Raw genomic sequence first — 19,779 nt, 5'->3', positions numbered from 1 at the left:
TTAACAGAACAGCATGATTATGAGAAATAAAAAAATAGTTTTTTCACTTTTACTGGCAGGATTTTTATTTACTGCCTGTGAAGACGGACTGGATGATACACCAATATCGCAGTCTATTAAAGACAATGCCTATACATCGGGCGACCAGATAGAGGCGGCTCTAACAGGTGTGTATGAATCTTTTCAGGGTAACGATTACTATGTTTGGGATCATATCCTGTTTTCAGATGTACGTTCGGATAATCACTACGCAGGTGGTGATAATCCTGAGGTTTTCCAGATAGATGCTATCAATGTAGAAACAGCAAACAGCAGAGTTTTTAATGCATGGGCAGCGATATATAATGCCATTGCAAAAGCTAATGTAGTATTGGAGCAAACCCCGGGTGTATCTCAGCAAATTACAGAGGAAAGAAGAGAACAGATAATGGGAGAAGCTTACTTTTTAAGGGCTTACCATTACTATACGCTGGTAAGACTATTTGGAGGTGTGCCTATTATTACGGCTTCGGTAAACTCTGCCGATCCATCGGTAACAAGACAGCCACGTAACACGGCTGACGAGGTGTATGCGCAAATCATTACAGATCTTGAAACAGCAGCATCTATGCTACCTGATACTTATGGAGATGATCCAGGTACAAATAAAGCACGTGCTACTAAAGGTGCAGCTTATGCTTTACTGGCTAAAGCTTATGCTCAAAAGCCAACTCCTGATTATGGTCAGGTAATAAGCTATGCAAACATGGTACTTACAAGCCCGGCAGGTTATAACCTTATGGGTAGCTATGCCGAACTGTTTGATGGTAGCCATTATAATAATAGTGAGTCAATACTTGAAATACAGTATTTAGGAGGTAACGAAGGTTCATGGGGACCGCAAATGCACCTGCCACCATCTGTTAGTGGTGATACATGGAGAAAATTTGTAACACCATCTCATAATCTTGTAGACGCTTTTGATTCTGAAGGTGATGAGATTCGTAAAAATGCAACCATTCTTTTTGAGGAAGTAAGCTGGGTAGATGAGTACTGGGGTAATGCTACAGGTAGCTCTATTCCTTTTGCATACAAATGGAAAAACGCTATGGGTTGGGCAAGTTCTGACCACGTTTACCTGCTTCGTCTTGCTGATATTATTCTTTTAAAAGCAGAGGCACACAATGCTCTTGGTGATATTGCTGCTGCTGCTACAGAGGTAAATAAAGTAAGAGAAAGAGTAAACCTTCCTGATTTGACTACAGAGCAAATGGCATCTACAGCAGTTATGAAACAGGTAATCCTGAAGGAAAGAAGGCTTGAGCTTGCTCAGGAAGCGCACCGTTGGGATGATCTTGTTAGAAATGGTGTTGTGGTTGAAGTGATGAACAATGTTGACGATGTTGATTTACGAGACAATCAGCCGGTAAACTATAACATGCAGGCATTTGAGGCTTATCTTCCAATACCACAACAGGAAATAAACAGAAACCCTAACCTTGTTCAAAACGAAGGGTATAACTAAGACTAAAATAGTATCATGAAGAAATCGCTTTGGTTTTTTGGCTTAGCCTGTATGTTTTTGTCGTGTTCGAGTAGTGAAGACGGGGGAACAACCCCACCGCCAACACCGCCGTCCCAAAACAACGGAAATGTTATTGGTAGTGCCAATGTTTGGGTAACCACAGGGAACAAAACTAAGCTTTTAAGCAAGCAGTCTTCATTAGATATTTATGATAACAATGCGACCGATTATCCGTCAGTTTCTGTTGATTTCTCACAGCAGTATCAGGAAATTGACGGTTTCGGAGCCGCATTAACAGGTTCATCGGCCTATGTAATAAGTCAGATGGGAGCTTCTGAAAAGGAAGCTTTATTAAAAAATCTTTTCAGTACTGATGAAGGAATAGGGCTTAGCTACCTGAGGTTAACCATAGGAGCGTCTGATTTTTCGCTGGAAGATTTTACGTATAACGACCTTCCTGCCGGAAGTACCGACCCAAACCTGGAACAGTTTTCCATAGCGGAAGATGAAGCACATGTTATTCCGGTATTGCAGTCAATACTCAATTATGCTCCCGATATTAAAATACTTTCCAGTCCGTGGAGTGCCCCAGCCTGGATGAAGGATTCGGGTAGTTTAGGAGGCGGTAGCCTTGATCCGCAATGGTATGATACCTATGCCGATTATTTTGTAAAGTATGTAAATACTTATGCAAACCACGGTATTAGTATAGCTGCGGTTACTCCTCAAAACGAGCCGCTGCATGAAACTACAGGATACCCTACTATGGGAATGACTGCTCTTGAGCAGGCTAGTTTTATTAAAAACAGCCTTGGACCTAAATTTCAGGAAGCAGGATTAAATACAAAAATCATAGCATACGATCATAATTTCGATCAGCCGTCCTATCCTATAACAGTATTGGACGATGAGGAGGCGAGCCAGTATATAGACGGTTCGGCTTTTCATGCTTATGCCGGAGATGTTTCGGCAATGAATCAGGTACATGCAGCCTTCCCAAATAAGAACCTTTATTTTACCGAGGTTTCGGGAGGTGAATGGAGTACCGATTTTACCTCAAACCTTAACTGGAACATGAGCAATATTTTTATAGGCACCACTAAAAACTGGTCTAAAAACGTATTGCTTTGGAATCTTGCCCTTAACAGTAATCATGGTCCTGCCAATGGTGGCTGTACCGATTGCCGTGGTGTGGTAACCGTAAGTTCGGGCGGACAGGTAACTAAAAATGTTGAGTACTACAGCCTTGCTCATTTTTCAAAATTTGTAAGGCCGGGTGCAAAACGTGTCAGCTCATCCGAGTTTGATAATTCCCTTAACATTAAAAATGTAGCTTTTGTGAATACCGACGGGTCTAAAGTACTGGTAGTGCTTAATGCCAGTGGTGTTACAAAAAACATATCGGTTATTGTAGGGGATACCAAAATAAATTATACGATAGAAGCTAATTCGGTAGCGACTATAGTATGGCAATAAAACCGCATTTATCAAACATTTACAATAACAGGGCCTAAGGGCACTTTTAAACATTATGCATAAAAAAAATACCTCACTGAAAAAGATTGCTTTGCCGCTTTTAAGTCTTGCTATGCTGGCAGGATGCGGAACGGCAGAAAAAAAGAACGAAGCCGAACTTTGGTTGACCATGCCGGATAAGTCGGTTGCTTTTGAAAAGCAGGAGAACTTTTTAGTTAAAGAAACAGAAAATCAAACCGTAATAACAATAGATACTTCCAAAACCTATCAGGAAATGGACGGTTTTGGCTATACACTTACCGGAGGTAGCGCTAAGCACATAACCAATATGTCGGCTCCGGCAAGAGAGAAGTTATTACAGGAACTATATGGCACCGGTGAAGGTGATATTGGTGTAAGCTACATTAGGGTAAGCATAGGTGCTTCAGATCTTGATGAGAAACTGTTCTCTTACAACGATCTTCCGGAAGGAGAGACCGATGAGAACATGGAGAAGTTTGACCTTGGTTACGATAAGCAATACCTTATACCGGTACTACAGCAAATATTAAAAATAAACCCTGATATAAAAATATTAGGTTCGCCGTGGTCGCCACCGGTATGGATGAAAGATAACAGTGATACACGTGGCGGTAGCCTTAAGCCTGAATTTTATCCGGCTTATGCAAAATACTTTGTGAAGTACATACATGAAATGAAGGCAAACGGTATTACCATTGATGCTGTTACCGTACAAAACGAGCCTTTACATCCGGGTAATAACCCAAGCCTTTTAATGCCGGCAGAGGCACAAAAGGAATTTGTGAGAGACCATTTAGGGCCTGAATTTGAGAAGAACAATATTAAAACTAAGATAATAGTTTACGATCATAATGCTGACCGTCCGGATTATCCTATTACCATTCTTGATGACCCGGAGGCTGCTAAGTATGTAGATGGTTCTGCTTTCCATTTGTATGGCGGTACTATCGATGCAGTTTCTAAGGTTCATGATGCGCATCCAGATAAAAACTTATACTTTACCGAGCAATGGGTAGGGGCTCCGGGCGACTTTGCAAAAGAGCTTACATGGCATACAGAGAACCTTATTATAGGTGCGCCAAGAAACTGGTGTAAAACCGTATTAGAATGGAATCTTGCGGCCGATGAGAACCAACTGCCGCATACAGACAGGGGTGGGTGTGACCGTTGCCTTGGTGCGGTTACCATAACCGGAGACGAGGTTACAAGAGAGCCTGCTTACTACATCATTGCACATGCCTCTAAGTTTGTGCGTCCGGGTAGTGTAAGGGTAGACTCTAACATGGCAGACGGATTGCCAAACGTAGCTTACCAAACACCAAATGGTAATGTGGTGGCTATTGTACAAAATACTTCAAAAGAAGACAAAACAGTAAAAGTAAATGCAGGAGAGAAAAATGCGGTTGTTACCTTAAAGGCAGGAGCGATTGCAACTCTTGTATTGCAATAAAAACAAGGTTTAGCGATACATAGTTTATCCCTTTAAACATTGAGTTTTTTGTGATGGCCTAACGGCAAAAGGGAAATAAAAAGCTGTCCGCAATCTATTTAACAGTACAGGTGTGCGCTAAACCTTTTTTAGATAAAGAGTAAAACATAGCTTTTATACCGGTACTTAAAAGCCAGAGCTTTCGGCGTAATGTTGTGGAAATTGTTACGACTGGCTATTATGGTGCTGTTATGATCTTAAATGACTTTTTTATTAAAGTATAGTTTATGTTTAGGTTAGTTACTGAGCCGCGCTAAAAGCGCGGCTCTTGTGTTTTATAGTTGCAGGTGTACTGTTGTATTTGTACTTTTAATCAAAATACACATGTAATGAAAATATCCCTTATCCAAACCGCCCTTCAATGGGAAGACCACGAAGCAAACAGGCAAAACTTTACCCGTTTAATAAATGGGATTAAGGAAGAAACCGACCTGATTGTACTACCCGAAATGTTTGCTACAGGCTTTACTATGAAACCCGAGCCTGTTGCCGAAACAATGGAGGGGGAGACAGTACAGTGGTTAAAGGCTATGGCTATACAAAAGGGATGTGCTATAACTGGCAGCCTTGTAATAAAAGATGGGGATGGGTATTATAACCGACTTATTTTTGTGCACCCTAACGGGAAAATACAAACCTACAATAAGCGCCATCTGTTTACCCTTGCAGGGGAAGATAAGGCCTATACTCAGGGTGATGAAAAACTGATAGTGGAATATAAAGGCTGGAAAATTTGTCCGTTGGTGTGTTATGATTTGCGGTTCCCTGCTTTTTCACGTAATATCGAGGACTACGATTTGCTGCTCTATGTGGCAAATTGGCCTACGCCAAGGGTACAGGCATGGGATGCACTTTTAAAGGCAAGAGCGATAGAGAATATGTGTTATACGGCAGGTGTAAACCGTTGCGGTATGGATGAGAATGGACACAACTACCCGGGGCACTCTCAGGTGTTGGATTGTTTTGGCAATGAGTTAGCTAAAGCAGATAGTAATGAGCAGGTAATCACCCTCTCACTAAACAGGGAAACTATGCTGGAAGCCCGTAAAAAATTCAGTTTTTTAAACGATAGGGATCGTTTTATTATGGTAGTGTAAAGGTTTCCATTACATCCCAGCTTTCCCTTACGTTTATCTCTTTAGGTTTGATTCCTTCAAGGTAGTAGTGCACCTCCTCCGGCTGTCGTTTTTCAAGATAATTGCCCGAATCCCATTTGCGGTTTTTGTTATCGTCATAAATACCCCTTAACGAATACATATCGGCAGGGATGTTATCAAACGCCATTTCGGTTTGCGATTCGTTTTCAATATAGTTTGTGGCTATTACTTTTTCTTTTGAATCAAGTACTTCCAGTATTAAAGGGAAACGCCTCACATTTGCAATTTTAAGGCGTAAATTACCATAGTTAGAATACAACTTGGTTGCTACCGTATAGTTAAGGGTGTCGTTTTCTTTTTCGTAAAAATCTTTCATGGCACCGGGCAGTAACGTAAAACTGTACTTTTGACTTTCTTCTTTCTCAAAGTCAAGTTTCAGGTTTTGGCCCATAACATCATAAGAAGCTTTGAAAGGAACTGCTATAGAATCTTTATTGATAAGCGAAATTTTGGTGGTATCAATATCTACAATAGGGGTACTGGTGTATATGGCAAAAGTATCTCTAAAGTGTATTGTTCCTTTTTGCACGGCAGAGACTGCTAACGAGTCTACTGCTTTCATTGCTTTAGGTTTTACTACAAACTCTCTTATAGAGTCCCGCTTTTTAATAGATACCAGTAATGAGTCGGCTACACTGTTAATATCTCTTGGAGTCCATATTTGTAGTGAGTCTTTTTCAGGTACTTTGGTAACAAGTGTTTTTAATATCTCCTGTGTGGTACCATTTTTAACCTCTATAGATACCTCTTTAGCATCGCCTTCATATCCTGCAAAGTAACGGTTAGATGATGCCTGCATAGGCTTTAAGGGTTTGAATTCTCTTTTTTGTGAGAAAAGGGTTAGCTCATAAAGCGTATCGTTAGGGATGTTTATAGGTTCTTCAAAAAAGGCAATTTTGTCTGACTTTGGGTCGTACTTATAGTTGTTATTATTATCCTTTAATGCAAATAGGTAGTATTTACCTTCCTTTAGGTTTTCAAGATTGTAGTTTACCATGCTGTCCAGTGTGTTGGTTACATAGCGTGGCTTTTCTTTATACACGGTAGAATCGTTAAAAGTTTCATTAGCCTCATACAACATTACAGTAACAAAGTTGTCGGGCTTTTTCTCAAAGGCGTCCTTAATTTTACCTCTTAGCATAAGCGAGTCAATGTAAGGTCCGGTAGAGAAAATAAATTTGAACTGTGAGTAGGGGTTACCTTCGTTATTATCGGTAATACTCTGCCCGAAGTTAAAGCTATAGGTAGTATTTTCCTGCAGGGTATCTTTTATTTTGATGCGGATAAACTTGCTGGCACTTCCCATAGGGGTAATGTCAGGGTTGTTTTTCATGGGTGGGGATATAATAAGCTGTTTGTTTATATCCTTAATTTTAATGTATTCGCTAAAGTTTATCTGTATCTCCTTACCTGTAAAATCAGTCGTCATATTATTTGGCGTACTGTACACTAACACCGGAGGAATGGTGTCTTTAGGTCCGCCCGATATGGTTCCCCTTTTAGCACAGCTGTTTAATGATAAAAGCGAAGCAAATAATACAACTGCCGATAGATATATGATAAATTTAGTATTGCGCATACGAAGTCCCTTTAACAGCACAAAATAACAATTATATTTAGTGTAAATAAAATGTTTTTGTAAAATTTAAGTGTGTGCATAGGCTATAGTTACGATACTCAACTTTGATTCCGGAATTTTTAACAGTGCTTTGCCACAGGCCTCCAGAGTGGCACCGGTGGTTATTACATCGTCAATAAGCAAAAAATGTTTGTTCCTGTCGTCTTCGGTGGGGTTAACATCAAAAGCCGAACGGGTAATCTCAGCCCTGTCTGTAAGTCCTTTTTTGGTTTGTGTTTTGGTGTAGTTTTTTCGAAGTAACAGTGCGTCATTGTAATTAGCATTCAGTCCGTTTGCTACTGCTTTTCCAAATTCGGTAACCTGATTATACCCGCGCTCTTTTAATCGTTTTTTGTGCAACGGTACAGGAATTACATCGGTAACCGATTGTAATGCTTCTGTGTTTAGCAGGTGAGCTATATATAATTCTCCCGAAAGTTTACCTATTTCCTCATGTCCCCTGTATTTAAGGTTATGAATAAGTTGCTGTACTATACCTTCTTTATGGAAATACAGTAAGGATGAAGCATGTTCTAACGGAAGCCTGCCGTAAAATTTGTTATAGGTTTCGTTTTCCTTATTGAGCCAATGCTGTGTGTAAGGTAAATGATGGCGGCATGCGGTACATAAAACGGTTTCATTTTCCAGCAGGTTGTTATTGCATCCGTTACAGGTTTTAGGATATAATAAGTTGACTAAACTTTTGAACATGGTGTGGTTAACAAAAAAATATTTTTGATTTAGGCTAAAGATAATAAAAGAGGGCGTTTATATATACAATCGCTTTTTATATTTTTGCACCATGGCAAAACAGGAAGATATTTTTAAGAATGTAATTTCGCATGCTAAGGAGTACGGATACATATTTCCGTCAAGCGAAATATATGATGGATTAAGCGCTGTGTATGACTACGGACAGAACGGTGCCGAACTGAAAAAGAACATTAGGGAATACTGGTGGAAATCAATGGTGCAGATGCATGAAAACATTGTAGGTATTGATGCGTCGATATTTATGCACCCAACCACGTGGAAGGCATCGGGTCACGTTGATGCTTTTAATGACCCGTTGATTGACAACAAGGATTCCAAAAAAAGATATAGAGCAGACGTTCTTATTGAGGACTATGCCGAAAAATTAAACCAAAAAGCCCAAAAAGAAATCGACAAGGCTAAAGCCCGTTATGGGGATGCTTTTAACGAAGAGGAATTTAAGGCGACCAATGCACGTACTAAGGATTATCTGGAAAAGAAAGATGCTATCCTTAAACGTATGGCTAATAGCCTGGAGACCGAAAATCTTGCCGATGTAAAAGCGCTTATCGAGGAGCTTGGTATTGCCGACCCTGAAACCGGTTCTAAAAACTGGACAGAGGTACGCCAGTTTAACCTTATGTTTGGTACTAAACTGGGAGCTGAGGCTGCAAGTGCTATGGACTTATACCTGCGTCCGGAAACGGCACAGGGTATTTTTGTTAACTTCCTTAACGTACAGAAAACCGGTAGAATGAAAGTGCCTTTTGGTATTGCACAAACCGGTAAAGCTTTCCGTAACGAGATTGTGGCAAGGCAGTTTATTTTCCGTATGAGGGAGTTTGAACAAATGGAGATGCAGTACTTTGTTCGCCCCGGTGAGGAACTGAAATGGTATGAATTCTGGAAAGAAACTAGATTAAAATGGCATAAGTCATTAGGATTAGGTGAGGAAAAATACCGTTTCCATGATCATGAGAAACTGGCTCATTATGCTAATGCTGCTGCCGATATTGAATTTGATTTCCCATTCGGTTTCAAAGAGCTTGAAGGGATTCACTCAAGAACTGATTTTGACCTTAAAGCTCACGAAAAGTTCTCGGGCAAAAAACTACAGTTCTTTGATAACGAACTGAACGAAAATTATGTGCCTTATGTTGTAGAAACTTCTGTAGGTCTTGACAGGATGTTCCTTGCGGTATTCTCAAGCTCATTAAAAGAGGAAACACTGGAAGACGGTTCAACCCGTACCGTACTTAGCCTTCCCGCGGTACTGGCACCTACTAAGGCGGCTGTACTTCCGTTAATAAAGAGAGATGGACTTCCTGAAGTAGCCCGCGAAATTATTGAAGACCTTAAATGGGACTTCAACGTGGCTTATGATGAGAAAGATGCTGTAGGCCGTCGTTACAGAAGACAGGATGCCCTTGGTACTCCGTTCTGTATTACGGTAGATCACCAAACGCTGGAAGATCAAACGGTAACCATCCGTCACCGCGACACTATGAAGCAGGACAGGGTAAAGATATCAGAATTAAGAGGTATCATCAATGAGGAGGTTTCGGTAAGAAACTGGCTCATGAAAATGAAATAATAGTAAAGGCTCCCAATCGGGAGCCTTTTTTGTTATTCAAACTGTAATTGCGCTAAAATTTTCTTCTTTTTATTGATAATGCTTTCGTCTGCCTTTTCTTTTAGTCGTTCCTTATCGGTAAAGTAATATTTGTATTTGGCTTTCCCCAGGCTTATATTATAATCGTCCAGATTACCTTTTATGTTTACACCTGTTTTAAACGGTATGGGTGACTTGAGTACCGAAACATGATAATCATAAGTAAGGTCAAGGTTTTGTATACCACCTATGGCAAGCCTGTAACGGTCTATTTCCACCAGTGCAGGCAATACTTCCATATGGCTTTGCTCTATTATCATTTCCATTTCAAGGGTTTCAATGGTATTCTTTTCCTTTTGTTTAAACATAAGGGTTTTTGCCATTTCGGTAAAGGTTTCGCTGTCGAGCACCATAATATCGGTGGCCTGTAGTGCGGCAATACTGCGTACAGTAGGGATGTTAACCGTCATATCTTCATTTAGCATAGCAGTACCCTGCATTCGTAAATGGGCTTTGCCTTCAAACGATTTTGTCATAGGGAAAAGGCTGTCCATAGCCGGGAGTACCTTGGCAATGTTAGCCATTTCAATATCATGCAGGTTAAAATCAAAATCCACTTTGGCTTTAGTATTGTTTACAGGGGTGTAATTAATGCTTGTGGTAAGCTTAGCCGCTAGGGTGGTAAGCTCAAATTCATTAAGCTTTAGGTGTCCTTCCTCTACCTTTAGTAATCCCTTTATATCGGTCATATCCAGTTCGCCGTAACGTAATTTCTTTATATCGCTGTTAAATACAAAGTTGATGTTTTCGGGTATTTTGAATACGGCTTTTTCGGTAGTTGTTGGCTGTGCCGAAGTGTTCTGACTTTCTGCTACGGTATTAAAGTCGGGTTGTGCTTCAGGCGTATTGTCGTGCATTACCTTCATAATCTCGTTAGCATCAATATAATTGGACTGCAGCGTAAGCTTAGCATTAATATCCTTGCCCTGGGAGCGTTTTGTAAACAGGTTGTTTATCTGTCCGGTTAGGGTTACATCAGAATTCCCAAAAGTAATACGGGCATTTTTTAGAGTTATAGCCCTGTTGTTAATAGTCACTTTAGAGTGTTCCATTCGCATAGGCATGGCAAACTCCGGAGTATAAGCAAATAGACTGTTAAACTCCACATAGCCCCGTGGCATCCATTGCTCGTCACGGTTCTTTTTTACGGTGAATTTATAGTTTCCGTTTTTAATCCCCACAAACCTTTTGCCCTGCCATACACCCGCACTGTCTATACTAAAGGTTGTGTTTATAGCAGGTCTTTCCTTGGTGCTTCTCGGGCTGAGTTCGGCAGTTATATTTGCCCTGCGTATAGCGCCTTTAAGGCTGTCAATCCCCTTGTATTTAAGATTAGTGAATTTAATATCGGCGCCCAGTGCCGCCATACTGTCTTTCAGCATTTTTGCCCTTAGCTTAATGTCCAGCCCGGCAAGGGTAAGGTCGTGTTGTTTTTTGTAATTAAGGGTAAGGTCGGTTACATTGATTTTTCCGAAAGCCTTTCGGGAGTCTGTTTCGGCTTTACGACCAAAAACAAGCTCTGTTTTCTGCGTTTTCAGGTAAATGGTGTCTTTAGGTACACTCACCAGTAAATTAGTGAAGGTAGAGTGTCCTTTAAGCTTCATGTTATTAAAGTTGCTGTTTATAATGTCGTTGCTTTTAAAAACGGCATTCAGGTCTACCTGAGCCACTCCCTGTATATCAATATCTGCGGCTACAGGGAACTTTTTCTTAAGGGTGGTTAGGTCGAGTTCCCCTTTTATGTTAGAGTCGATTTTAGGGTCTTCCAGCAGGCTTTCCACTACGGCATTACCCTGTAAATCTACGCCTGTTCCTTCCAGTAAAAGGTTTTTAATGGTAAGGTTTGATTTTTCGGGTTCGTTAAAGTTTAATACCGAATGCATATCGGCTTCCAGATGGCGAATCTCTCCCGGAAACTTATTATACTTTAGTATACCATTATCTATTTTAAACTCAATATCAGTAAGCGGGAATTTACCCTGACCGTATATGCCTTTTGCTACAGCTTTAAGAGCAACGTTTCCTTCAACATCCACATCTTCCTGTTTAACATACTGCCTCGGTATGGCTTCCCAAAGTGTTTTTAGGGAAGGTACTTTCATTTCCAGAGAAATATCGGTATCTACTTCCCGTTTTAGGGTGTCGATGCTGAAATGCCCTTCGGCTAGAAAGTCAATGTCGTTAAGTACAAGTTCGCTTTTATCAAAATCGACCTTCATGTTTTTCTTGTCGAAAAATATTTTGGTGTTAAGGCTGGCTTTCAGTTTTCGGGCAAAGCGCACGCCGTCTTTTGAGAAGTTAATCCTTTTGCCTGATGTTTGGGTAGTGAGCATTAGCTTTTCATTGGTGTTTGCTGCCTTTAGCGCTACATTAAAACTGTCTATACGTACGTGTGCTTTGGTTACAAAATCATGATAGGACAGTTTTGCGTTTTCAATGCTTAGTTTTTTAATGAAAACCGAATTGATTTTAAATGAGGAAGTAGTGTCGTTTACTGCTATAGTGTCGGTTTCGGTTTCCTTTACAATATTCCAGTTGGCTTTTCCGTCCTTTCGTATAACTGCTTTTATTTTGGGATTGGTTAGCGAAAGTTCGTTAACAACCAAATTATGCTTGGTTAAAAGTTTACTGATATTAAAGGAAGCCCTGCACTCTGTAAAGCGGGCAAGGGTGTCGTTTTCCCTATCCCTGAATGACGGTGTTACAAGGCTTCCGTTTTTTAGTGTGATGCCAAAAGAAGGAAAGGTGGTAAAGAAGGTAAGTTCTATGCTTTGGCAGTTAACCTTTGCATTAAGGTTTTCGTTAAGCATTTCGGTTACGGTAGGTGTAATCTTCTCGGGTGTGAAAACAAAATTAAGCGCAATGGCTACCGCTATTGAAAAGAGTACAAATAGCGAGATGAAAAAAAATAGGGTTCTCCTGAGTATCTTTTTTATTTTCATAGCAATTGTGGTAAGGTTTTACACGACGGAAATATAACAGGTTTTAAACTTAACAAGAGTATTTTTATACCAATCCCTGTTTTAATTATACCAAATGTATAAATAGCACAAAGGCTCCGATAGGAGCCTTTGTGTATTATTCTTTATTTTCTGAAAGTGCGTTCCAGCCTCTTGCCTTAAGCGGAATTTTAGTATTGGCACGGGTAATAAGATGTGTGCCTTCGCTTTCGGGAGTCATGTGACCTATAACCGTAAAATTAGGGTTGCCCTTTATCTTGTCGTAATCACTTTGTTTTATGGTGAATAAAAGTTCATAATCCTCACCGCCGTTTATTGCTACCGTAGTGCTGTCAATATTGAACTCTTCACATACATTAATGAACTGAGGGTCTATAGGGATTTTCTCCTCATACAGGTTACAGCCCACACCACTGGCTTTAGAAATATGGATAATCTCAGACGACAGTCCGTCAGAAATATCAATCATGGCCGTAGGCTGAATTTCAAGCGCTTTTAAAAGCTCTTTGATATCCTTACGGGCTTCCGGCTTTAGCTGACGTTCTATAAGGTAAGTGTAAGCGTCTAAATCGGGTTGGTTATTAGGGTTTACTTTAAATACTTCTTTCTCTCTTTCCAGTACCTGTAGCCCCATGTAAGCCGAACCTACATCGCCTGTAACCACAAGTAGGTCGTTATCGCTTGCGCCGTTGCGGTATACCAGTTCGTCGGCATCTGCCTCACCAATAGCGGTAATGCTTAAAATCATACCTTTTTGGGATGAGGTAGTATCACCACCTATAATGTCTACATCATATATTTTTGCGGCAAGTTTAATACCGTCATACAGTTCGTCTAACGCCTCAACCGGGAAACGGTTAGATACCGCTATGGAAACCGTAATTTGTGTAGGCTTTGCATTCATGGCGCAAATGTCACTTACATTTACTACCACAGCTTTATAACCAAGGTGCTTTAACGGAACATACCCCAGGTCAAAGTGTACACCCTCAACAAGCAAATCGGTAGAGATAACCGTTTTTTTATCCTTAAAATCAAGTACGGCAGCATCGTCGCCAATACCGGTAAGGGTAGAAGGATGTTTTATCTCTATATTCTGTGTTAAGTGCTCTATAAGGCCAAATTCGCCAAGCTGACCTAAATCAGTGCGCTGTTGGTTTTTATCTTCAATCATTTCTTTTAGGTTCTAAAGGTGCAAAGTTACGATTTAGAACGTTAAAAGTTCAAGAAGTTGCCTAGAAGTCTGTTTTGGGTTAGGCACTTAATTCGGTATCGTGGTTTTCGGTATCTTCCACATTTTGCCAAAAGTAGATTACCTCCTTGAGGTTTTCGGTTAGCTGTTTGTAATCAGGGGTTTTGTAAAAGTATCCCTGTACGTCGCGCTTAAAGGCTTCTTCTATAGGGTAGGTGCTACCCATAGTGGTGAAAAAGATAAAAGGTTTTGTTTTTTGGGAAAGGGAAATGTCTTTTCTTATTTCGTCGCAAAGTTCAAGGCCGTTCATTTTTGGCATATTAATGTCTGATATGACCAAAAAGGGATGAATGTGCTCCTGTTTCAGGAAAGGAATGGCTTTGGTGCTGTCGTTTATAAAAATAATCTCATTAGGGAGACTGAATGTTTTTAGAACCTCACCAAAAATAAACTGATCGTCATCGTCATCCTCAATTATAACTATGGGGCCGTCTTTTTTCATAATGTAATGCTTATTCACGCTGCAAAAGTAAGTGTGCTACGTGGTAAAGCCTCAAACATTAGGGTTTTGCTAACATAAAAGAGTCATAAAGTTGTGTTTTGGAGCGCTGTCATTGCGAGTAGGAAAGACGTGGCAATCTATTTTAAATTTTGAATGAGATTTCTCCTGTCGTCGAAATGACATTGTAGTATGTCATCCTGATGCGTAATGCAATGGAGTGAAGGATCTCTGTTTCTGTTCTTTTGTCTTGACACAAAAGAACCAAAAAGTCAAGGCTGGAACTCCTTAGGCTAAAAATTATGGCATTCGGCTAAACCATCCGAACTCACTTCGCTCAAACAGCGGATGCTTTTTTACGCTTCATTTATAATTTTCTTTACGCCACGGAGCTTAATGCCGTTACCTGTTGCTGTCATTGCGAGGAGGAACGACGTGGTAATCTATTTTAATGATGAATTTAAATTTTGAATGAGATTTCTCCTATCGTCGAAATGACATTGCAGTATGTCATCCTGATACGTAATGCAATGGAGTGAAGGATCTTTTAAAATTATGCTTTAAACTTCCTGAAAGCCTGTATCATTTCGTAAATGCCGAATGCTAAAACAATTTTACCTAAAATGAAGATAATCCAACCTGTAGTGTTACTGTTATCAATAAAAATTCGCTTCTGTTCTAAAGGATTGTAAAAATCAGTAACAATTAAAAACCTAAAATAACCGGATACAAAATCTTTTATTGAAGACAGGCTTGATAAATCTAGACTTAGCATATAATTTTCTGAAATAAAAAATAAGGAGTAGAAAATTAGCGCTCCTGTTAAAACAAAACGCAATGCTTTAGTCCAGCTATATTCAAAACCCGTAGAAATTTTTGTAGCCCATAATATGGCTTTGTCTTTAAAATTATTTTCCCAATCTAACTCTTGGTAGTGTGCTTGTAATTCATATCCTCTAAATCGATTGTAATCAATACGGTTTTCTGCTTTTTGTAGTTCTTGTTTAACTGAACGTAAGGTTCTTCTTAATTCTCGAGCATCTTTGTTTTTTAATGACTTTAAATAGTTTTCATTTTTAATGTTTTTTATATTAATCTCATCAAAAAATGCTCCTTGAAAAAATGATACTTGATGCAATTTTAGATTCTCAATTTCGATTTGTTCAAAAGAAGTTTTCTTTTCAAAAATAGTATGTTTAATTTCCAAATCTTTAAACTTCGATTTATCAAATAATGTGAAACCTTTAAATTCACATGAGGAAAATATCATTTTAGTGTTGCTTATGTTTTTACAGTCAATAAATAATGTTGTAGAGTAAAATTTAGAATCATGAAAAGTAGCATATTCTCCAAAATTAGTATTCGAGAAATCTGATTTTTGAAATAAATTATTTTGAAAATAGTGACCACTATATTTTTCGTTATATTTTAAGTTATTTGATAAGAATTCAAATGGCATATAAAAAGTATTGCCATGTATAGATGGATTTGTTATGTTGTTGTTATTGATAATACATATAGGATAATCAGTTTTTCTTTTAGAGTGAACTTCTCGAGGTTGTTTTGAGAATACATTGGCAATAAAAGAAAATCTTCCTAAATGATGGTTAAGTCCTGTAATTTTACAAAAACCTCTTATTTCATTACTTGAGATGTTAATTTTCTTTTTTTTAAGATAAGAGTTTATATGACAATTGTTAGGTTTGTTATTGTCAAAGTGCCAAATTAATTTTATGTCTTCAATAATGTTGTTAACTATTTCTATATTATCAGTGAATTTACAATTGATGAAACTGATATTAAAATTAGGGATGATAATATTCTTTATTTTTATATCAAAATTAAATTTACAATCAACAAACAGCAAATTAATATTAGAAACATTTGTAGGGTAAATTTCTAAAGGAAAGTCAAATTCAAAATCTTTAAAATTGGTGATAGTTAAGATTTCGTCAAAATTTTTTAGAACAGTGTAAGGCATGATTTTTTTTGTTAAATATAAACAAAAAACCCGGCACATCTGCACCGGGTTTCTTTATCTTAATACTTTGTACTCAATACTTAGTACTAGTCGTTCAGTTTAAGTACTGCCATGAAAGCTTCCTGCGGAATCTCCACGTTACCTACCTGACGCATACGTTTTTTACCTTTTTTCTGTTTTTCAAGAAGTTTACGCTTACGTGAAATATCACCACCATAACATTTTGCCGTTACGTCTTTACGTAGGGCTTTTACTGTTTCTCTCGATATTACCTTAACCCCTATAGCTGCCTGAATAGGAATGTCAAACTGCTGGCGTGGTATAAGTTCCTTAAGCTTTTCACACATTTTTTTACCAATGTTGTAAGCATTATCCTCGTGGATAAGTGCCGAAAGCGCATCTACAGGCTGTGCGTTAAGCAGTACGTCAAGACGAACCAGTTTAGAAGCACGCATACCTATAGGGTGGTAGTCAAACGAGGCATATCCTTTAGATACGGTTTTAAGCCTGTCATAAAAGTCAAATACAATCTCGGCAAGCGGCATATCAAAAGTAAGCTCCACACGTTCTGTAGTAAGATACGTTTGGTTGGTAATCAAACCACGCTTTTCAATACAAAGGCTCATTACGTTTCCTACAAAGTCACTCTTGGTAATAATGGTAGCCTTAATGTAAGGTTCCTCTACACGGTCAAGTTTTGAAGGTTCCGGTAAGTCAGATGGGTTATTTACTATAAGAGCCTTTTCCGGTTCTTTTTTGGTATAGGCATGGTACGACACGTTAGGTACGGTAGTAATTACCGTCATGTCAAACTCACGCTCTAAACGCTCCTGGATAATCTCCATGTGTAGCATTCCAAGGAATCCGCATCGGAAACCAAAACCAAGTGCCGCCGAACTTTCAGGAGCAAAAACAAGGGAAGCATCATTTAACTGAAGCTTTTCCATTGAGTTTCTAAGCTCTTCATAATCTTCGGTATCAACAGGATAAATACCCGCAAATACCATCGGTTTTACGTTTTCAAAACCGGCAATCATATTTTGTGTTGGCGTTTTGGCATCGGTAATGGTATCACCCACTTTTACCTCTCTTGCTTCCTTAATACCGGAAATAAGATAACCTACATCGCCTGTTTTAATTTCCTGTTTAGGAACCTGGTTTAGTTTAAGCGTACCAATCTCATCGGCAAAATACTCTTTACCGGTAGCCATAAACTTAACTTTTTGTCCTTTGGTAATCGAACCGTTAATTACCCTGAATATAACCTCAATACCACGGAAAGGGTTGTAAACCGAGTCGAATATAAGTGCCTGTAACGGCTCTTCCGGATCTCCTTTCGGAGCCGGTATACGTTCAATAATAGCTTCTAATATTTTATCTACACCAAGTCCGGTTTTACCGCTGGCAGGGATAATGTCTTCAAGTCTACAGCCTAAAAGGTCTACAATGTCATCACTTACCTCTTCCGGGTTTGCACTCGGTAAGTCTATCTTGTTAAGTACCGGTATGATCTCAAGGTCATTTTCCAGTGCAAGGTATAGGTTAGAGATGGTTTGTGCCTGTATGCTTTGTGCAGCATCTACAATAAGAAGTGCTCCTTCGCAGGCTGCGATAGAACGGGATACCTCATAAGAGAAGTCTACGTGGCCCGGAGTATCAATAAGGTTAAGGGTGTATTTCTCGCCATTGTACATGTAGTCCATTTGTATGGCGTGGCTCTTAATTGTAATACCCCTCTCACGTTCAAGGTCCATATTGTCCAGTAGCTGTGCCTGCTGCTCGCGCGCAGTTACAGTTTGGGTGGCGTCTAACAGCCTGTCGGCCAGGGTACTTTTACCGTGGTCAATGTGGGCAATAATACAAAAGTTCCTAATGTTCTTCATCTTCGTTCAGTATCAGTTTAACTTACCTCTGTTGCCCTGTATTTGTGCAATAACATGCGGCCACTAGTAAAGGTAGTAAATTAATCGGCAAATATAGTCAAAGTTAGCAAGTTGCAAAGCGGGTTGTATAAATAAAAAAGCAGCACATATCTAATAGAATATGTGCTGCGGAAAATAGGGGGATCACGAATGAAATGAATCCTGTTTTTAATCCGCTATTTAACGGATGGAGGCATATCCATCATCAGGATTCTTAAAAATACATTCATTCCATATGAATGTATACGGTAAAAAAATAGGTATGGTTTTAAAAAGCCGAAAAAAAATAAAAAGCCGGCACATGTGTGGTATGCATGGCCGGCAAAAAAATATGTGTGGTACATACTGATTGCAAAAGGTACAGTGGGGACTGTGTATATTTGAACGAGTCGGTAATTTTTTTGGGTGGTGCAAATATAAAGGGCGGCGATATGGATATAAAAGGACAGGTTATTCGAATTTTCTATACTGTTATAGGGTTTGCTTATGCGGTTTTATTTCATATCGCCAAAATGTTGTAATTTTGCACAAAATGAAGAAGATGGTTAAGATTGGTAATATAGAACTGCCTGAATTTCCGCTGTTGCTGGCGCCAATGGAAGATGTGAGTGACCCTCCTTTCCGCAGATTGTGCAAGCAACATGGGGCCGACCTTATGTATAGTGAATTTATCTCTTCGGAGGGGCTTATACGCGATGCGATAAAAAGTCGCCAGAAGCTGGATATATTTGATTATGAAAGGCCGATAGGGATTCAGATATTTGGGGGTGATGAAGAGGCGATGGCTATGAGTGCCAAAATTGTGGAGACAGTGAATCCCGATATAGTAGATATTAACTTTGGGTGTCCTGTAAAAAAAGTGGTATGTAAAGGTGCCGGAGCTGGAGTACTTAAAGATATCGACCTGATGGTTCGCCTTACTAAAGCTGTAGTAAACAGTACCCATCTTCCGGTTACGGTTAAAACCCGACTGGGTTGGGATGATGATTCCATTAATATTTATGAGGTGGCCGAAAGGTTACAGGATGTAGGTATTAAGGCCTTAACCATACACGGACGTACCCGTGCGCAAATGTATAAAGGGGAGGCCGACTGGGCTCCTATCGCAAAAGTGAAAAACAATCCGCGAATCCATATCCCTATTTTTGGAAACGGTGATATTGACAGCCCTGAAAAAGCGCTTAAATACCGTAATGAATACGGACTGGACGGTATCATGATAGGTCGTGCGGCTATTGGGTATCCGTGGATTTTTAATCAGATAAAACATTACTTCAAAACGGGTGAACACTTGCCGGAACCAACTGTTGAAGACCGTGTGGAAGCAGCCCGCAACCACTTAAAATGGTCTATAGACTGGAAAGGGGAGCGAGTAGGAGTGTTTGAAACCCGCAGGCATTATACTAATTACTTTAAAGGGATACACGGCTTTAAGGAATACAGGCAGCGAATGGTGTCTAACGACAAGCCTGAAGATGTGTATGCTGTATTTGACGAGGTGCTTGATAAGTTTGCCGATTATAAAATGGTATAAT

13 protein-coding genes are annotated in these 19,779 nt (G+C 39.5%); 6 read left to right on the top strand and 7 right to left on the bottom strand.

Features of this window, described 5'->3' with window-relative positions; genetic code table 11:
• The first annotated feature begins 19 nt into the window (after nucleotides 1–19).
• From GN157_RS17250 to GN157_RS17235, 4 genes are all read left to right on the top strand, one after another.
• Nucleotides 20–1,504 (top strand): RagB/SusD family nutrient uptake outer membrane protein, encoded by a 1,485-nt coding sequence (locus GN157_RS17250; RefSeq protein WP_157484719.1) that lies wholly within the window; start codon nucleotides 20–22, stop codon nucleotides 1,502–1,504.
• A gap of 15 nt (nucleotides 1,505–1,519) precedes the next feature.
• Nucleotides 1,520–2,980, top strand: a complete 1,461-nt coding sequence (locus GN157_RS17245; protein WP_157484718.1) for a glycoside hydrolase family 30 protein — start codon at nucleotides 1,520–1,522, stop codon at nucleotides 2,978–2,980.
• 55 nt (nucleotides 2,981–3,035) lie between these two features.
• A complete protein-coding gene (locus tag GN157_RS17240; protein WP_157484717.1) occupies nucleotides 3,036–4,451 on the top strand; it encodes a glycoside hydrolase family 30 protein in 1,416 nt (471 codons plus the stop codon).
• 368 nt (nucleotides 4,452–4,819) lie between these two features.
• The gene (locus GN157_RS17235; RefSeq protein WP_157484716.1) at nucleotides 4,820–5,587 is read left to right on the top strand and encodes an amidohydrolase; all 768 of its coding nucleotides are present in this window, start codon (nucleotides 4,820–4,822) and stop codon (nucleotides 5,585–5,587) included.
• Here the strand turns inward: GN157_RS17235 and GN157_RS17230 are convergent.
• Together GN157_RS17230 and GN157_RS17225 are read right to left on the bottom strand one after the other, a co-directional pair.
• A complete protein-coding gene (locus tag GN157_RS17230) occupies nucleotides 5,574–7,226 on the bottom strand; it encodes an Ig-like domain-containing protein (protein WP_157484715.1) in 1,653 nt (550 codons plus the stop codon). The two genes, GN157_RS17235 and GN157_RS17230, sit on opposite strands and share 14 nt — an antisense overlap.
• Nucleotides 7,227–7,292: 66 nt before the next feature.
• Nucleotides 7,293–7,976, bottom strand: a complete 684-nt coding sequence (locus GN157_RS17225; RefSeq protein WP_157484714.1) for a ComF family protein — start codon at nucleotides 7,974–7,976, stop codon at nucleotides 7,293–7,295.
• A 91-nt stretch (nucleotides 7,977–8,067) separates the two neighbouring features.
• Between GN157_RS17225 and GN157_RS17220 the strand changes: the two genes are divergently transcribed.
• The gene (locus GN157_RS17220) at nucleotides 8,068–9,612 is read left to right on the top strand and encodes a glycine--tRNA ligase (RefSeq protein ID WP_157484713.1); all 1,545 of its coding nucleotides are present in this window, start codon (nucleotides 8,068–8,070) and stop codon (nucleotides 9,610–9,612) included.
• 32 nt (nucleotides 9,613–9,644) lie between these two features.
• Here the strand turns inward: GN157_RS17220 and GN157_RS17215 are convergent, their stop codons facing one another.
• The 5 genes from GN157_RS17215 to lepA form a co-directional block, all read right to left on the bottom strand.
• Entirely contained in the window at nucleotides 9,645–12,632 is a 2,988-nt protein-coding gene (locus tag GN157_RS17215; protein WP_157484712.1) for an AsmA family protein, read from the bottom strand.
• Between the two features lie 136 nt (nucleotides 12,633–12,768).
• Nucleotides 12,769–13,824: a thiamine-phosphate kinase gene (gene thiL / locus GN157_RS17210; protein ID WP_157484711.1), complete on the bottom strand. Its 1,056-nt coding sequence runs from the start codon at nucleotides 13,822–13,824 to the stop codon at nucleotides 12,769–12,771.
• Nucleotides 13,825–13,903: 79 nt separating this feature from the next.
• Complete coding sequence (locus GN157_RS17205; RefSeq protein WP_157484710.1) at nucleotides 13,904–14,344, bottom strand: response regulator; 441 nt, start codon at nucleotides 14,342–14,344, stop codon at nucleotides 13,904–13,906.
• A gap of 550 nt (nucleotides 14,345–14,894) precedes the next feature.
• On the bottom strand, nucleotides 14,895–16,322 hold the full coding sequence (locus GN157_RS17200) for a hypothetical protein (RefSeq protein ID WP_157484709.1): 1,428 nt from the start codon (nucleotides 16,320–16,322) through the stop codon (nucleotides 14,895–14,897).
• Between the two features lie 86 nt (nucleotides 16,323–16,408).
• On the bottom strand, nucleotides 16,409–18,205 hold the full coding sequence (gene lepA / locus GN157_RS17195) for a translation elongation factor 4 (protein WP_035133321.1): 1,797 nt from the start codon (nucleotides 18,203–18,205) through the stop codon (nucleotides 16,409–16,411).
• 580 nt (nucleotides 18,206–18,785) lie between these two features.
• On the opposite strand from lepA, the gene dusB reads away from it, so the two are divergent.
• Nucleotides 18,786–19,778: a tRNA dihydrouridine synthase DusB gene (gene dusB / locus GN157_RS17190; RefSeq protein WP_035133323.1), complete on the top strand. Its 993-nt coding sequence runs from the start codon at nucleotides 18,786–18,788 to the stop codon at nucleotides 19,776–19,778.
• Nucleotide 19,779 lies beyond the last annotated feature (1 nt).

The sequence above is a fragment of the Flavobacterium rakeshii genome (assembly GCF_009741375.1).
GTDB lineage: Bacteria > Bacteroidota > Bacteroidia > Flavobacteriales > Flavobacteriaceae > Flavobacterium > Flavobacterium rakeshii.
Note: the sequence above shows the minus strand (reverse complement) of the source record. Positions and strands in the feature narration are given on the sequence as shown.

What these genes read in the sequence shown, in the direction of transcription:
- GN157_RS17250 (WP_157484719.1), top strand. Translation starts at nt 20, where the DNA reads ATGAGAAATAAAAAAATAGTTTTTTCACTTTTACTGGCAGGATTTTTA.
- GN157_RS17245 (WP_157484718.1), top strand. Translation starts at nt 1,520, where the DNA reads ATGAAGAAATCGCTTTGGTTTTTTGGCTTAGCCTGTATGTTTTTGTCG.
- GN157_RS17240 (WP_157484717.1), top strand. Translation starts at nt 3,036, where the DNA reads ATGCATAAAAAAAATACCTCACTGAAAAAGATTGCTTTGCCGCTTTTA.
- GN157_RS17235 (WP_157484716.1), top strand. Translation starts at nt 4,820, where the DNA reads ATGAAAATATCCCTTATCCAAACCGCCCTTCAATGGGAAGACCACGAA.
- GN157_RS17230 (WP_157484715.1), bottom strand. Translation starts at nt 7,226, where the DNA reads ATGCGCAATACTAAATTTATCATATATCTATCGGCAGTTGTATTATTT.
- GN157_RS17225 (WP_157484714.1), bottom strand. Translation starts at nt 7,976, where the DNA reads ATGTTCAAAAGTTTAGTCAACTTATTATATCCTAAAACCTGTAACGGA.
- GN157_RS17220 (WP_157484713.1), top strand. Translation starts at nt 8,068, where the DNA reads ATGGCAAAACAGGAAGATATTTTTAAGAATGTAATTTCGCATGCTAAG.
- GN157_RS17215 (WP_157484712.1), bottom strand. Translation starts at nt 12,632, where the DNA reads ATGAAAATAAAAAAGATACTCAGGAGAACCCTATTTTTTTTCATCTCG.
- thiL (WP_157484711.1), bottom strand. Translation starts at nt 13,824, where the DNA reads ATGATTGAAGATAAAAACCAACAGCGCACTGATTTAGGTCAGCTTGGC.
- GN157_RS17205 (WP_157484710.1), bottom strand. Translation starts at nt 14,344, where the DNA reads ATGAAAAAAGACGGCCCCATAGTTATAATTGAGGATGACGATGACGAT.
- GN157_RS17200 (WP_157484709.1), bottom strand. Translation starts at nt 16,322, where the DNA reads ATGCCTTACACTGTTCTAAAAAATTTTGACGAAATCTTAACTATCACC.
- lepA (WP_035133321.1), bottom strand. Translation starts at nt 18,205, where the DNA reads ATGAAGAACATTAGGAACTTTTGTATTATTGCCCACATTGACCACGGT.
- dusB (WP_035133323.1), top strand. Translation starts at nt 18,786, where the DNA reads ATGGTTAAGATTGGTAATATAGAACTGCCTGAATTTCCGCTGTTGCTG.